Origin of the sequence: Pseudomonas crudilactis, assembly GCF_013433315.1 — a bacterium.
Taxonomy (GTDB): Bacteria; Pseudomonadota; Gammaproteobacteria; order Pseudomonadales; family Pseudomonadaceae; genus Aquipseudomonas; species Aquipseudomonas crudilactis.
Map to the genome: position 1 here is coordinate 111,535 of NZ_WXVV01000014.1, position 13,592 is coordinate 125,126.

Here is a 13,592-nt window from a genome sequence, read left to right on the forward strand (position 1 = left end):
CCGCTGGCCGGGCTCACCCCTGAACGGACTTGTGGTTATTTATGGAAAAGTCGAAGTTGCGCAAAGTCGGTATGGGTCTGGCGTTGGTTGTGGTGGCGGGATTGGCGTTCTACGCGGTGCAGGCACCGGCCGAGGCGCCGCAATACCTGACCGCGCCGGTGGAACGCAGTGATATTGAAAACGCGGTGCTGGCCACCGGGTTGCTTGAAGGCATCAAACAAGTGGACGTCGGCGCGCAAGTGTCCGGGCAGTTGAAGTCGCTCAAGGTCAAGGTTGGCGACAAGGTGAAGAAGGGCCAGTGGCTGGCGGAAATCGATCCGCTGGTATTGCAGAACACCCTGCGTCAGGCCCAGGTCGATGAGGAAAACCTGCAAGCGCAAAAACGTGCGACCCAGGCTCAACTGAGGCAGACCAAAGCGATTTACGAGCGCTACAAGAACTTGCAGGACGACGCGTCGATTTCGCGCCAGGATTTCGAAAACGCCGAGTCGAACTATCAGGTACAACAGGCCAACCTGATGTCACTGGATGCGCAGATCAAAAGCGCGCACATCCAGATCGACACGGCCAAGGTCAATCTGGCGTATACGCGCATCGTCGCGCCGATCGATGGCGATGTGGTCGGCGTGGTGACACAGGAAGGGCAAACGGTGATCGCCAGCCAACTGGCGCCGGTCCTGCTGAAACTGGCGGATCTGGACACTATGACGGTCAAGGCGCAGGTGTCCGAGGCCGATGTGATCCACATTGCACCGGGGCAAGAGGTCTATTTCACCATTCTTGGCGAGGACAAACGTTACTACGCGAAATTGCGCGGCACCGATCCGGCACCACAGAACTTTCTTGAAACGCCGCCCGCCGGTACACCGAAGCAAAGCAGCGCGGTGTTCTACAACGCCTTGTTCGAGGTGCCCAATCCCGACCATCGTTTGCGCATCTCGATGACCGCGCAGGTGCGCATTATCCTCGACACCGCCAAGTCGGTGCTGACCGTGCCGGTGGCGGCGCTCGGGCCGCGCAATGCCGATGGCAGTTTTCCGGTACGGGTGCTGGACGCCAAGGGCCACGCGCAGTCGCGCAATGTGCAGACCGGGATCAACAACAACGTCAAAGTGCAGATCAATGATGGTCTGGCGGAAGGTGATCGCGTGGTCATTGGTGATCCGCTGACCAATGTGGCGGGGGCCTGAGCATGACTGAGCCACTGCTCCAACTGACCGGCATCACCCGCAGTTTCACCGCTGGCGACCGCGAATTTCTCGCGCTGAAAAACATCAACCTGACAATCAACGCCGGGGAAATGGTCGCGATCATTGGCGCCTCGGGTTCCGGTAAATCGACGCTGATGAACATCCTCGGTTGCCTCGATTACGCTACCGCCGGCAGCTACAAGATCAACGGCCAGGAAACCCGTGATCTGGACAATCAGGCACTCGCCGAACTGCGCCGTGACTACTTCGGTTTCATCTTCCAGCGTTACCACTTGCTGCCGCATTTGAGCGCGATGCACAACGTCGAGATGCCGGCGATCTATGCCGGCACGCCGCAGCTTCAGCGCCATGCCCGCGCCCGTGAATTGTTGGCGCGGCTGGGTCTGGAGGGGCACCTGACGCATCGGCCGAGCCAGCTCTCCGGTGGTCAGCAGCAGCGCGTGAGTATCGCCCGCGCCTTGATGAACGGCGGCGAAGTGATCCTCGCCGACGAACCGACCGGCGCTCTCGACACCGCCAGCGGCAAGGAGGTGATGCGCATCCTGCTGGAGCTGCACGCGGCGGGGCACACGGTGATTCTGGTGACTCACGACCCGAAAGTCGCGGCCAACGCCGAGCGCATCATCGAAGTCAGTGACGGCGAAATTCTCAGCGACCGCGCCAACGAGCGCGACACCACGCACCTGCTCAGCGAAGAACCGGTGGCACCGAAAGCGGCTGCGTCGCGGCGTTTGGTCGCCAGTCTCGGGTTGTTCAAAGAAGCGTTCGCCATGGCCTGGGTAGCATTGATCTCGCACCGCATGCGTACCTTGCTGACCATGCTCGGCATCGTCATCGGCATCACCTCGGTGGTGTCTATTTCGGCGGTTGGGGAGGGCGCGAAGAACTATGTGCTCAAGGACATCGCCGCGATTGGCAGCAACACCATCGATGTCTATCCCGGCAGCAGTTACGGCGACAAACGTGCAGCGGCCATCGAAACCCTGACACCTGCCGATGTCACCGCGCTGAATCAGTTGTATTACGTCGACAGCGCCACGCCGATGATCGGCCGCAGTCTGTTGCTGCGCTATCGCAATATTGACCTGGATGCACAGGTCAACGGCGTCAGCGATCAGTACTTCAAGGTGCGCGGGATCAAGATGGCGGCGGGTATCCCGTTCAGCGAAAACGATGCGCGGCGCCAGGCGCAGGTGGTGGTCATCGATCACAACACCCGGCAGCGCCTGTTCGGGCAAGACGTGGATCCGTTGGGACAGGTGATCCTGATCGGCAACCTGCCGTGCACGGTGATCGGTGTGGCCGCGCAGGATAAAAGCCTCTTCGCTTCGGGCAAAACCCTCAACGTCTGGGTACCCTACGAAACCGCCGCCGGGCGGGTGTTGGGCCAGCGTTATCTGGACAGCATCAGCGTGCGCATGAAGGACGGCCAACCAAGCAAAGTGGTGGAAGAGCACGTCACGCAACTGCTGCTGCAACGCCACGGCACCAAGGATTTCTTCACCAACAACCTCGACAGCGTCTTGCAGACCGTGCAGAAAACCAGCCGCTCGCTGGCGTTGTTGCTGTCGCTGATTGCGGTGATTTCCCTGGTGGTTGGTGGTATCGGGGTGATGAATATCATGCTGGTGTCGGTGACCGAGCGTACGCGGGAAATCGGTATTCGCATGGCGGTGGGCGCGCGGCAGTCGGACATTCGTCAGCAGTTTTTGGTGGAGGCGGTGATGGTGTGCCTGTTGGGCGGGGCGATCGGGATTTCCCTGTCGTATGCGATCGGGCATTTGTTTTCGGTGTTTATCAAAGAGTGGGAGATGGTGTTTTCGCTGGCGTCGGTGCTGACGGCGGTGGTGTGCTCGACGTTGATCGGGATTGTGTTTGGCTTTGTGCCGGCGCGGAATGCTTCGCGGCTTGATCCGATCGAGGCGTTGGCGCGGGATTAAAAGCGGCCCTCATCAAACCTGTAGGGGCATTGCTCAGGTCGTGATGTTGGGGGAATTGGCGGTGAATCAGGCATTGGTGCACGTCGCGGGATTGCCCTCACCCTAACCCTCTCCCAGAGGGAGAGGGGACTGATCGCGGTGTTCTTTCGAGTTACACCGACGTGAGATACCGAGTCGAACTCAGGGTTTGAACAGCACAAAGATCGGCTCCCTCTCCCCCTCGCCCCCTTGGGGGAGAGGGCTGGGGTGAGGGGGTAGATCCAACTGACCCACCCAAATACCAAAGGCGTCGCAATCCCTGCGTATCAAGCCGCACTCGACGCCAACGTCTCCAACGGCGAATACATCCAGCGCATCAACGAATGCCGCCCACTGATGCCCAACTTGATCGCCGCCCGTTTCAGATAACTCTCCACGGTGTTGACCTTCAACGCCAGTTGTTCAGCCAGTTCCGGCGCCGTGCGCCCGGCGAGCAGGCCGACACACACTTCGGTTTCGCGGTTCGACAGGCTCAGGCCCAGTTGCACCAAGCGTTCATCGAAGCGCAGGCGCAAGGTTTCCAGGCCGGTGCCTTCGGCGGCGTCGGATGGGGTCTCTGGCTCGAGGCTGGCCGGTTGCAGGGCGTTGATGTGTTTTTCCACCATCGGCAGCAGCACCGGGGAAATGTCCTGCAACAGGCTGCGCTCCTGCGCGGAGAAGCGCTGCGACTCGCCGTTGCGGTAGACCGAAATCACGTAACGGTAACCGTCCTTGCGCCGGGTCAGATGCAGTTGTGAGGCTTCCGCACTGGCCGAGGCCGGCGGGCTTTGCAAATGATGGGCAGCCGCACTGTGTTCGGAAAATACCGTTTCGGCGAGCAGGGCCGGCTCTTTCAGCGGCTCCGGCTCATTGCGGCTCGACGCGCGGCCCACCGGTTCGACACGCATCTGCCGGATGTGCGTGGCGTCTACCGCCAGTTGCGTCAGGATCAGGTCATGCAGCATGCGCGGAAAGTGCCGGCTGCCGGTGCTCGCGATGACTTTGCCGATGTGGGGGAACAGGTGTGAATTCATATGCGTGTCGTCCATGAGTTGCGTTAATACAAAAATGCCGGCGGTACCGTCGACGATCTCCTTGAGCGACGGAAAACCTCAGGCATTGGATCCTATCCTAGTACAACGTTTGAGCGACGGTTTAATGAAGGTGTTATTAGCTCATAACCGCGACGTCGGGTTGCTTGCCCTGTGAGCACCAGCAGTTGCGGCCTTGCTGCTTGGCTTGATACAGACAGGTATCGGCCGCTTTCAACAGGGTCGCCGGGGTTACCGTGTCATCGACTGGATGCCAAGTGGTAATCCCGGCGCTGGCGGTGACATAGCCCAATGTATGCCCGGCGTGCTCCAGTTTCAGTGCACGGATGGCCTGCAGTATGTCTTCGGTAACCTGAATGGCGCCGGCATTGTCGGTGTTGGGCAACAGCACTGTGAATTCTTCGCCGCCGTAGCGCACCGCGAGGTCGCTCGGTCGTTTGACCGCTTGCTGGATCGCCTGCCCGACAGCGCTCAGGCAATCATCGCCCGCCGCATGGCCATACTGGTCGTTGTAGCGTTTGAAGTGGTCGACATCGAGCATGATCAATGACAGCGCCGAACCCTGTCGCCGCGCCAGACGGATTTCGTCCACCAGCGCGTTGTCCAGGCGTCGGCGGTTGCCCAGCCCGGTGAGGCTGTCGGTCAGCGCCATGTCGCGCATGGTCTGGTGCGCGTAGCGAATTTCCCGCTCCATGGCCATGCGCTGGCGCAACTGATGCAGCACCACCAGGCCGAAACCGCTGAGCACCAAAATCAGAAACACCAGCACGAAGCCGTTTTTCAGCAAATCCTGCTGCCACGGTTCGATGATCGAGTCCCGTGAAAGCCCGGCCTCGACCACCAGCGGATAGGTGGTGAGCGCGCGATAGCCATACAACCGCTCAGTGTCATCGACCACCGCGCGGACTTGCGCAATACCGGCGTTGGCGTTGGGCAGGTAGACCTTGAAGATCTCGCTGTTGGCCAGGCTTTTGCCGATCACCGAGGCGATGAACGGCCGGCGTACGAGGATGGTGCCGTCGCGCCTGGCCAGCACCAGTGCGCCTTTGTCATCGATTCTGAAATCGCCGTAATAGTCGACAAAGTAGCTGACCTTGACCGTGCCCAGCAGCACCCCGGCGAACGAGCCATCGGGATTGTTCAGGCGGCGGGAGACGGGAATGATCAGGTCATGGGTCGATCGGCTTTCCACCACATCACCGATGCGCACCTGCCGATCATCATGGCTGCGGTGATATTGAAAGTAATCGCGATCGGCGTTGTTGGCGGTCTCGGGCGTGACCTCTTTGTCGGTAACGATCCACTGCCCATCCGCCCCGTAGATAAACAAGCCATGCAGCTGCGGCATGATTTTCGATTGCTGCACCAGCAGTTTGTGAATACGCGGCACGTCGAGGTTCTGCAGTCCGTCGCCTTCGATCCGCTCACTCAGGGCGGCGGTCAGCACATCCATTTGCCGAATGGTGTCTTCGGCATGCTGCGCGGTGGCGCGGGCCAGGTTGGTCACCGAATCGCGCGCGGAGGCGAATGCAGCGCGATAGTCGCGCCAGGTGCGCCAACTCTCGACCGTCAGAAAGGCCAGTACCACCACCAGCATAAAACTGACCGTAAGGCGGAATGTCGAGCCGGCGCGCACGGCGTTGCGGGCAGAGGCGGCTCTGCTTGGATCTTCGGTGTTCGGCTCTGGCGGACGGCGTCCGAGCATGAACATCTCCTTTATTCATACGCAATGCATCGCAACAGTATGACAAGGATCGCCAGGAAGTTCGGAGCGGAGCATGTTTTATTGCCTGATTGTCCTGTTTGAGTGGACGGTGAAACGCTTTTCAGCCGATTTATCCCGTCCCCGTGCGTCAGTAATCTGTACCCAACTTGAACGCCACAACAAATTCAAAAACTCAAAAGGGACGCAGACCATGACCACTCCAACCTACAACCGCCTGAACAAAGACGACGCCATCGTGCTGCTGGTCGACCACCAGACCGGCCTGATTTCCCTGGTGCAGGACTTCTCGCCCAACGAATTCAAGAACAACGTGCTGGCTCTGGCGGATCTGGCCAAGTTCTTCGAACTGCCGACCATCCTCACCACCAGTTTCGAACAAGGCCCGAACGGCCCGCTGGTGCCGGAGCTGAAAGAGATGTTCCCGGACGCGCCATACATCGCTCGCCCTGGCCAGATCAACGCTTGGGACAACGAAGACTTCGTCAAGGCAATCAAAGCCACCGGTCGCAAGCAGATCATCATTGCCGGTGTGGTCACGGATGTCTGCGTAGCGTTCCCGACCTTGTCGGCGCTGGCAGAAGGGTTTGATGTGTTTGTGGTGACCGATGCGTCGGGCACTTTCAATACCACCGTGCAACAAGCCGCGTGGAGCCGCATGACTCAAGCCGGTGCACAGATGATGAACTGGTTCTCGGTGGCGTGTGAGCTGCATCGCGACTGGCGCAACGACATTGAAGGCCTGGGTAATCTGCTGTCGCAGCGGATCCCCAACTACCGCAACCTGATGAACAGCTACTCGGCGCTGACCGCTCAGCAAAAGTAAGCGAACGCGACCCGACAAAAGCCTGCCCTCAAAGCAGGCTTTTGTCGTGTCTGCGCTTTAAAGCGCTGGCAGCGTTGCGATGGCGTTACTTCAGGTTATGGCTGAAGAACGTGGTCAATTTGGCGAAGGGAATCAGGTTGACCCGGTCGTACAAGTCGACATGGCCGGCCCCTGGAATGATCAGCAGCTCTTTGGGCTCGGCCGCGCGCTGGTAAGCGTCTTCACTGAATTCGCGGGAGTGCGCCTGAGCGCCGGCAATGAACAGCAGCGGGCGCGGGGAGATGCTCTCGATGTCATTGAACGGGTAGAAGTTCATGAACTTCACATTGCTGATCAACGTCGGCATGGTCGTGGTCTGCGGTGAAGCGCCGGCCGGCGTGACCTGACCACGCGGTGTGCGGTAGAAGTCGTAGAACTCGTCACCCACGGCGTTGCCGGTGAGTTTCAGCGGTGTGCCGCCGGTGTAGCGCACCGGGCCGCCCCAGAACTGCGCGTTACGCTGCTGCGCCGCCTGTTCAATGATAGATTGGCGTTGCGCTGGCGTGAGCGAATGTTTGAGGCCGTTACGGTTGGCAGCGCCCATGTCGTACATGCTGACAGTGGCAATCGCCTTCAAACGTGGGTCGATCTTCGCGGCACTGATGGCGAAGCTGCCGCTGCCGCAAATACCGATCACGCCGATACGCTCGCGATCGACCAGTGGGCGAGTGCCGAGAAAGTCCACCGCCGCGCTGAAGTCTTCGGCGTAAATGTCCGGCGCAACCGACTGGCGTGGCAGGCCCTCGCTTTCGCCCCAGAAGGACAAGTCGAACGACAGCGTGACGAAGCCTTGTTCGGCCATTTTGGTCGCGTAGAGATTGGCACTTTGCTCCTTCACTGCGCCCATCGGGTGGCCGACGATGATTGCGGCATTTTTTGACTGTGGGTCGAGGTTTTTCAGGCTGAACAGATTGCCTGCGACCTTCATCCCGTACTGGTTCTTGAAGGTGACCTTTTCCACGGTCACTTTATCGCTGGTGTAGAAGTTGTCTGCGCCGTTCGACATATCGGCTCCCATGGCTGAAAAAGTACTGAAGAGCAGCCCGAAGGCCAAGCAAAAACCTTTCACTGGAATGTCCTTGCGATTGAGGGTTTATTCGTCTGAGCCTGTGCACGAACATTCTCTCGATCAGCGCCTCGGCGCCGAAGTGCATTCCTCTGGATTGCTTGCCTGATCCACTGAATCTGGATTTTCAACGCCGCGCAGACACGAGATGGCGGCAATGAGAGGGCAGGGAAGGGATAGGGATTACACAGAGGATTCGGTGCTGGCCTCGACCAATCCGCTTTCAGCCTGACGACCGCTGCGCTGGGTTTCCGGAACCCCGACCCCAAGCAACACAACCGCCACCGCCGCAATAGCGGCCAGGGTCAGAAACGCCGCGCTGTAACCAGCCTGTTGCACAACGAACCCGGCAAGGCCGTTGCTCAATGCCGCGCCCAGTCCGAAGGCCGTTGTCAGTGCGCCGAGGCTGACATTGAAGTGGCCAGTGCCTTGCGTAAGGTCTTTGACCATGATCGGAAACAAGGCGCCGAACAGACCCGCGCCGACGCCGTCGAGCAGTTGCACCGCGACCAGCCAATAAGCATCGTCCGACAGCGTATAGAGCACACCGCGCAATGGCAGGATCAGAAATCCGGCCAGCAGCAGCGGCTTGCGTCCCCACACATCGGCTTTCGCCCCGACCAGTAATGCCGCCGGCACCATCACCAGTTGCGCCGCGACGATGCAGGCCGAGGTCAGCGGGGTGGCCATCTGCAAATTCGCTTGCGCCAGTTTTTGGCTCACCAACGGCAACATCGCTGCGTTGGCGAGGTGGAACAGCGCACAGCAAATGGCGAACAGCAGCAGCGGCCGGTTGCTCAACAGCACCGACAAACCGGAAGGCTGGCGATGCCCAGCGTCGGCCGGGTCCAGTCCGCGGGCCTGATCATGGTCGATCGCTTCTGGCGATACGCAGGCAATGGCGATGACACTGGCCAGGGCCATGGCCGCCATCAGATAGAACACCGCCACCGGGCCGAACAGATAGGCGAATACGCCGGCGAGGAGGGCGGCGCAGGCATTGCCGGCATGATTGAAGGTTTCATTGCGCCCGGTTCGCCGGGTGAACGCCCGTGGCCCGGTCATGCCCAGGGTAATCGCACAAATGGCCGGGGCGAATATCGACGCGGCCATCGCACTCAGGGTTTGCGTCAACGCCACCCAAGTGAACGACGTCACGAACGGCAGCAGCAGGCAACTGCCGGTCACCAGCAGCGCGGCGATCGCAATCAGCGCACGTTTGCGCCGGCTGTTGTCGACCCAGGCGCCGGCGGGTGTCTGGGTGATCAGCGCGGCGACCCCGGCGATGGTCATCACCAGGCCAATGCTCGCCGGTTCCCAGTGATGCACCGCCAACAGGTAAATGGCCAGGTAGGGGCCGAGGCCGTCGCGCACGTCAGCGAGGAAGAAGTTCAGGCTGTCCAGTGACAGATTATTGCGGCGATCGAGGTCAGCGGCCACGGCGGTGTCTTCAATGTTCGAGGTCTGCGGATGGATTCAACCTCAGCAAGCCTAATGACCAGCGGCCGTGAATATAAGTTGCAGGCCGCTGCCTTGTCGTTGCGAAACAACGCCAAGGGGTTGAAAACGACGTTCCGTCACATGGTTGCTGCGCGTTCGTCGCGCTACTTGTATCCTTGCGCCGGTCGAGGACATACGACCGCTGTTATTGCCTTGAATCAGTAACGGCCGGAACCGGAAACCGGACTTTCCATTAGGTACTTTCGTGAAGCGTGATACCCACCTCGTCATCCTCTTGCTGCTGGTCATCGGCTGCTCCCTGGCGTCGCTGACCATCTGGAAAGTGCTGTCCTCGCGCGATCGCGCGCTGGAGGAAGTCAATGTGCACGGGTTGAACCTGACCCAGGCACTCGAGACCTATTCCGAGGGCATTGTCCGGCAAAGTTCGCTGCTGTTGCTCGGGCTGGTCGAGCGCCTGGAAACCGAAGGCAGTGGCCCCGCGCAGATCCAGCGCTTGGGTGCGCTGATCAACCGCCAACAGCCGTTGATGCCACAAATGAGCGGGATCACCATCTATGACCGTCAGGGCCATTGGCTGATGTCGTCCAATCGACCGATTCCGGCGGGTGCCAACAGCAGTGATCGGGCCTATTTCATTCATCATCGCGACGACCCGAGCCGCGAACCTTTTATCGGGCCACCGATACGCAGCCGCTCCAATCAGGAGTGGGTGATCACCGTCAGCCGCCGTTTCAACGATGATCGTGGCGAGTTTGCCGGGGTGGTGGCCGTGACCTTGGGCGTGGAAAACTTCCTGCGCCTGTTCGGCAAACTCGACGTCGGGCAGGAAGGTGCTATCGGTTTGTCGTACACCGACGGCACGTTGCTGGTGCGCTATCCGTTCCGCGAGCAGGACATGGGCCGCAACTTTTCCAAGTCGCCGATCTACGCCAAATACCTGGTCGATCAATCGGTCGGTACCGCGTCGTATACCTCCAGCCTGGATGGCGTCGAACGCCTCTACGCCTTCCGCAAAAGCGAGAAATTGCCGCTGATCACCACGGTCGCCATCGGCAAGCGTGAAGCGCTCACCGCGTGGCGAACCGAGGCACTGCTGTCGGCGGTGGTGGTGGCGGGGCTGTTGGGGCTTACCGGTCTGATCGGCTGGTTCTTGATCCTCGACATCCGTCGCCGGACCCAGATTGAAGGCGAACTGCGCATCGCTCAGCAGCAGTTGCTCGGTTCCAATCGACAGCTGGAACTGCTGGCCATGAAGGATGCGCTGACCGGTCTGGCGAATCGGCGCTGCTTTGACCAGACCCTGGCCACAGAGGGGCGGCGGGCACAGCGCAACAACTCGTCGCTGGCGTTGCTGATGATCGATATCGATTATTTCAAGCGGTTCAATGATGCGCTCGGGCACGTTGCCGGCGACGCCTGTCTGCAAACCGTCGGTAGCGTGCTGGATGCGTGTGTGCGGCGGCCGTCGGACCTGGTGGCGCGCTATGGTGGTGAAGAGTTCGCGGTGATCATGCCCGACACCGATATTGACGGTGCCGAGGTGGTGGCGCAGCTGATAATCGAGCGCTTGCAGCAAGCCAACATTGCCCACCCCACCAGTCCCGAGACCCGCGTGAGCCTGAGCATCGGCATCGCCGCCGCGCGGGGTCCGCGCCTGGATCCGGTGAGCGCTCTGATCGAGTGCGCCGATCAAGCGCTGTATCAAGCGAAAACGGCAGGGCGCAACAGGTTCATGACATCCACTGCGCAACCCTCATTCGACGTCAATGGACAGCAGGCCACTAACCCGTGACACCAACGTGTCGACGGCAAACGGTTTGGTCAGCACCTGCATGCCCGGGCCGAGTTGACCGTTACCGATCACCGAGTTTTCCGCGTATCCGGTAATGAACAAGGTCTTCAGCTTCGGCCTGATTTGCCTGCCCGCATCGGCCATCTGCCGGCCGTTCATGCCGCCCGGCAAGCCGACATCGGTGATGAGCAGATCAATGTGCGCGCTGGAACGCAACACTTCCAATCCTTCAACGCTGTCGCCCGCTTCGAGCAAGTCGTAGCCGAGGTCGCTCAGCACGTCCTTGAGCAGCATGCGGACGGTGGGTTCGTCGTCGACAATCAGGATGGTCTCACCGGCCTTGGCATGAGGCGTCGCTGAGCTTTGCGTGTCATCCTGATTGCGCTGCGTTTCGCCGAGGTAGCGCGGCAGGTAAATGCACATGACGGTGCCTTGCCCCACGGTCGATTGCACCCGCACCTGCCCGCCGGATTGCTTGGTGAAACCGTAGATCATCGACAGCCCCAGGCCCGTGCCCTGGCCCAGCGGTTTGGTGGTGAAAAACGGGTCGAAGGCCTTGGCGATCACTTCCGCACTCATACCGGTACCGGTGTCGGCGACCGACAAGCACAGGTATTGCCCTTCGGGCATTTCCCGTACGCGCGCTGATTCAGCATCCAGGGTTCGATTGGCGGTTTCGACGGTGATGCTGCCGCCATCGGGCATCGCATCGCGGGCGTTGATGCACAGGTTGAGCAGGGCGTTTTCCAGTTGGCTGGCATCGACCAGCGCCGGCCACAGATCGGCGGCAACGACCGTCTTCAGGCGAATGCTCGGGCCGACGGTGCGCTGGATCAGTTCGCTCATGCCGGCAATTAGCGCGTTGACTTCAGTCGGTCGTGGATCGAGGGTCTGCCGGCGGGAGAAGGCCAGCAGGCGATGGGTCAGGGCGGTGGCGCGTTTGGCGGCGTCCTGGGCGATCAGCATGTATTTGTCGATGTCGTTCAGACGACCCTGGGCGATGCGTTTGTCCATCAGCTCAAGGGATGCGCAGATACCCGCCAACAGGTTGTTGAAGTCATGGGCCAGACCGCCGGTGAGTTGCCCGACCGCTTCCATTTTCTGCGATTGGCGCAATTTTTCTTCGGCCTGCATCAGTTCTGCGGTTCGCGCCGAGACCCGCTGTTCCAGTGTGTCGTTGAGCGCCTTTAATGCGGCGGTGACCCGGTCGCGCTCGGCTTCGACATTGCGCCGGTCTTCGACATCGATGAGCACGCCGGGAAAGCGCAAAGGCGTGCCGTCTTCGGCGCACTCGACGCGGCCGTTCGCTTCAATCCAGGTGTATTGGCCATCCGCGCCGCGCACTCGGTATTGGTGGGAATAGGCACCTCCACGGGCAATGACTTCGTTGATCGCGGTGGTGAGTCCTTCCCTGTCGTCCGGGTGCACGGTCATCACCACTTGCTCCAGACTCAGACCGTCGAGACCCCAGGCCGGGTCGAGGTCGAACACCCGCGCGAAGGCCTCATCGACGCTGAAGCGATCGCTGGGCAAGTGCCAGTGCCAGGTGCCGATAATGGCGCCGGCGGCCAGAGCGAGCTGGACACGCTCGACGTTTTCCCGAGCGACCGCTTCGCTGATGCGTAAACGCTCTTGCGCGTCGCGGCGCTCGGTGACATCGCTGAAGAAGATCGCAATCTGCCGATCGGCCGGGTCGCCGACACGCACGGCGCGCACATCGAACCAGCGTTCGAAGGTATTGGCGTAGTTCTCGAAGTTGGCCGGTTCGCCGGACTTGGCCACATGGCCGTAGGTCTCGAACCAGAATTTCTCCAGGTTGGGCGCAAACTCGGTGACCCACTTGCCCCGCAGGTTGACCCCGGCCTGACGCTCGAACGCCGGGTTGGCCTCGACAAAGAAATAGTCGATGGGTTGGTCGTCGGCGTCGAATTTGACTTTGACGATGGCGAAAGCTGCTTCGATGGTTTCCAGAATGGTGCTGAAGCGCTCTTCACTCTGGCGCAATGCCGTCTCGGCGCTGCGCGAACGGGTCAGGTCGAGCATCGCACCGATCATGCGTTCGGCTTTGCCATCGGCATTGCGGATCAGATGTCCGCGATCCAGGACTTCGGCGTATGAACCATCGTGGCAGAGGAAGCGGTACTCAGCGCTCCAGGTCGTGCCAGAGCCGTCAATGGCCGAGCGAATCGAGGTTGTCACGCGCGCGCGATCCTGCGTGTGAATCTGCGCAAATCGCCAGTCACAGGTCGGCTCGATGGCTGCTGACGCGTAGCCATACGCCTGTTGCAGCGAGTCGTTCCAGATGACCTGATTGGTTTTCAGATCCCAGTCCCAGACGGCGTCGCAGGTCGCCTTGACGGCCAGACGCAGGCGCGTGACCTCAGACTCAAGCTCCTCGCGAGTAAGCTGTTTCAGGATGTTCACCCTTCATGCGTTGATGGTTGGCTTGCGTTCAATTGGCGTG

At 60.5% G+C, this 13,592-nt stretch carries 9 protein-coding genes; 4 read left to right on the top strand and 5 right to left on the bottom strand.

Annotation, left to right across the window (positions count from 1 at the left end):
• Positions 1-41 precede the first annotated feature (41 nt).
• Positions 42-1,190 (top strand): macrolide transporter subunit MacA, encoded by a 1,149-nt coding sequence (gene macA, locus GTU76_RS16930; RefSeq protein WP_180699133.1) that lies wholly within the window; start codon positions 42-44, stop codon positions 1,188-1,190.
• Between the two features lie 2 nt (positions 1,191-1,192).
• On the top strand, positions 1,193-3,151 hold the full coding sequence (locus GTU76_RS16935) for a MacB family efflux pump subunit (protein WP_175554031.1): 1,959 nt from the start codon (positions 1,193-1,195) through the stop codon (positions 3,149-3,151).
• A gap of 305 nt (positions 3,152-3,456) precedes the next feature.
• Here GTU76_RS16935 and GTU76_RS16940 read toward each other — a convergent pair whose 3' ends face one another.
• Positions 3,457-4,203: a helix-turn-helix domain-containing protein gene (locus GTU76_RS16940; RefSeq protein WP_175554032.1), complete on the bottom strand. Its 747-nt coding sequence runs from the start codon at positions 4,201-4,203 to the stop codon at positions 3,457-3,459.
• A gap of 136 nt (positions 4,204-4,339) precedes the next feature.
• The gene (locus tag GTU76_RS16945; protein ID WP_180699134.1) at positions 4,340-5,926 is read right to left on the bottom strand and encodes a sensor domain-containing diguanylate cyclase; all 1,587 of its coding nucleotides are present in this window, start codon (positions 5,924-5,926) and stop codon (positions 4,340-4,342) included.
• A 211-nt stretch (positions 5,927-6,137) separates the two neighbouring features.
• Between GTU76_RS16945 and ycaC the strand changes: the two genes are divergently transcribed.
• Positions 6,138-6,770, top strand: coding sequence for an isochorismate family cysteine hydrolase YcaC (gene ycaC, locus GTU76_RS16950; protein ID WP_007916011.1), 633 nt, complete (start codon positions 6,138-6,140; stop codon positions 6,768-6,770).
• A gap of 85 nt (positions 6,771-6,855) precedes the next feature.
• On the opposite strand, the gene GTU76_RS16955 is transcribed toward ycaC, so the two are convergent.
• Both GTU76_RS16955 and GTU76_RS16960 read right to left on the bottom strand, forming a co-directional pair.
• Positions 6,856-7,827 carry an alpha/beta hydrolase gene (locus GTU76_RS16955; RefSeq protein ID WP_219342180.1) on the bottom strand — a complete coding sequence of 324 codons (972 nt, stop codon included), beginning with the start codon at positions 7,825-7,827 and terminating at the stop codon, positions 6,856-6,858.
• A gap of 231 nt (positions 7,828-8,058) precedes the next feature.
• Positions 8,059-9,315 carry an MFS transporter gene (locus GTU76_RS16960; protein WP_175554034.1) on the bottom strand — a complete coding sequence of 419 codons (1,257 nt, stop codon included), beginning with the start codon at positions 9,313-9,315 and terminating at the stop codon, positions 8,059-8,061.
• Between the two features lie 265 nt (positions 9,316-9,580).
• Here GTU76_RS16960 and GTU76_RS16965 point away from each other — a divergent pair, with 265 nt between their 5' ends.
• The gene (locus GTU76_RS16965; protein WP_180699136.1) at positions 9,581-11,128 is read left to right on the top strand and encodes a diguanylate cyclase; all 1,548 of its coding nucleotides are present in this window, start codon (positions 9,581-9,583) and stop codon (positions 11,126-11,128) included.
• Here GTU76_RS16965 and GTU76_RS16970 read toward each other — a convergent pair.
• On the bottom strand, positions 11,090-13,552 hold the full coding sequence (locus tag GTU76_RS16970; RefSeq protein ID WP_180699137.1) for a PAS domain-containing protein: 2,463 nt from the start codon (positions 13,550-13,552) through the stop codon (positions 11,090-11,092). The genes GTU76_RS16965 and GTU76_RS16970 overlap by 39 nt on opposite strands.
• Positions 13,553-13,592 lie beyond the last annotated feature (40 nt).

Excerpts from the sequence above, each read along its gene's own strand:
- macA (WP_180699133.1), top strand. The coding sequence starts at position 42 with ATGGAAAAGTCGAAGTTGCGCAAAGTCGGTATGGGTCTGGCGTTGGTT.
- GTU76_RS16935 (WP_175554031.1), top strand. The coding sequence starts at position 1,193 with ATGACTGAGCCACTGCTCCAACTGACCGGCATCACCCGCAGTTTCACC.
- GTU76_RS16940 (WP_175554032.1), bottom strand. The coding sequence starts at position 4,203 with ATGAATTCACACCTGTTCCCCCACATCGGCAAAGTCATCGCGAGCACC.
- GTU76_RS16945 (WP_180699134.1), bottom strand. The coding sequence starts at position 5,926 with ATGCTCGGACGCCGTCCGCCAGAGCCGAACACCGAAGATCCAAGCAGA.
- ycaC (WP_007916011.1), top strand. The coding sequence starts at position 6,138 with ATGACCACTCCAACCTACAACCGCCTGAACAAAGACGACGCCATCGTG.
- GTU76_RS16955 (WP_219342180.1), bottom strand. The coding sequence starts at position 7,827 with ATGGGAGCCGATATGTCGAACGGCGCAGACAACTTCTACACCAGCGAT.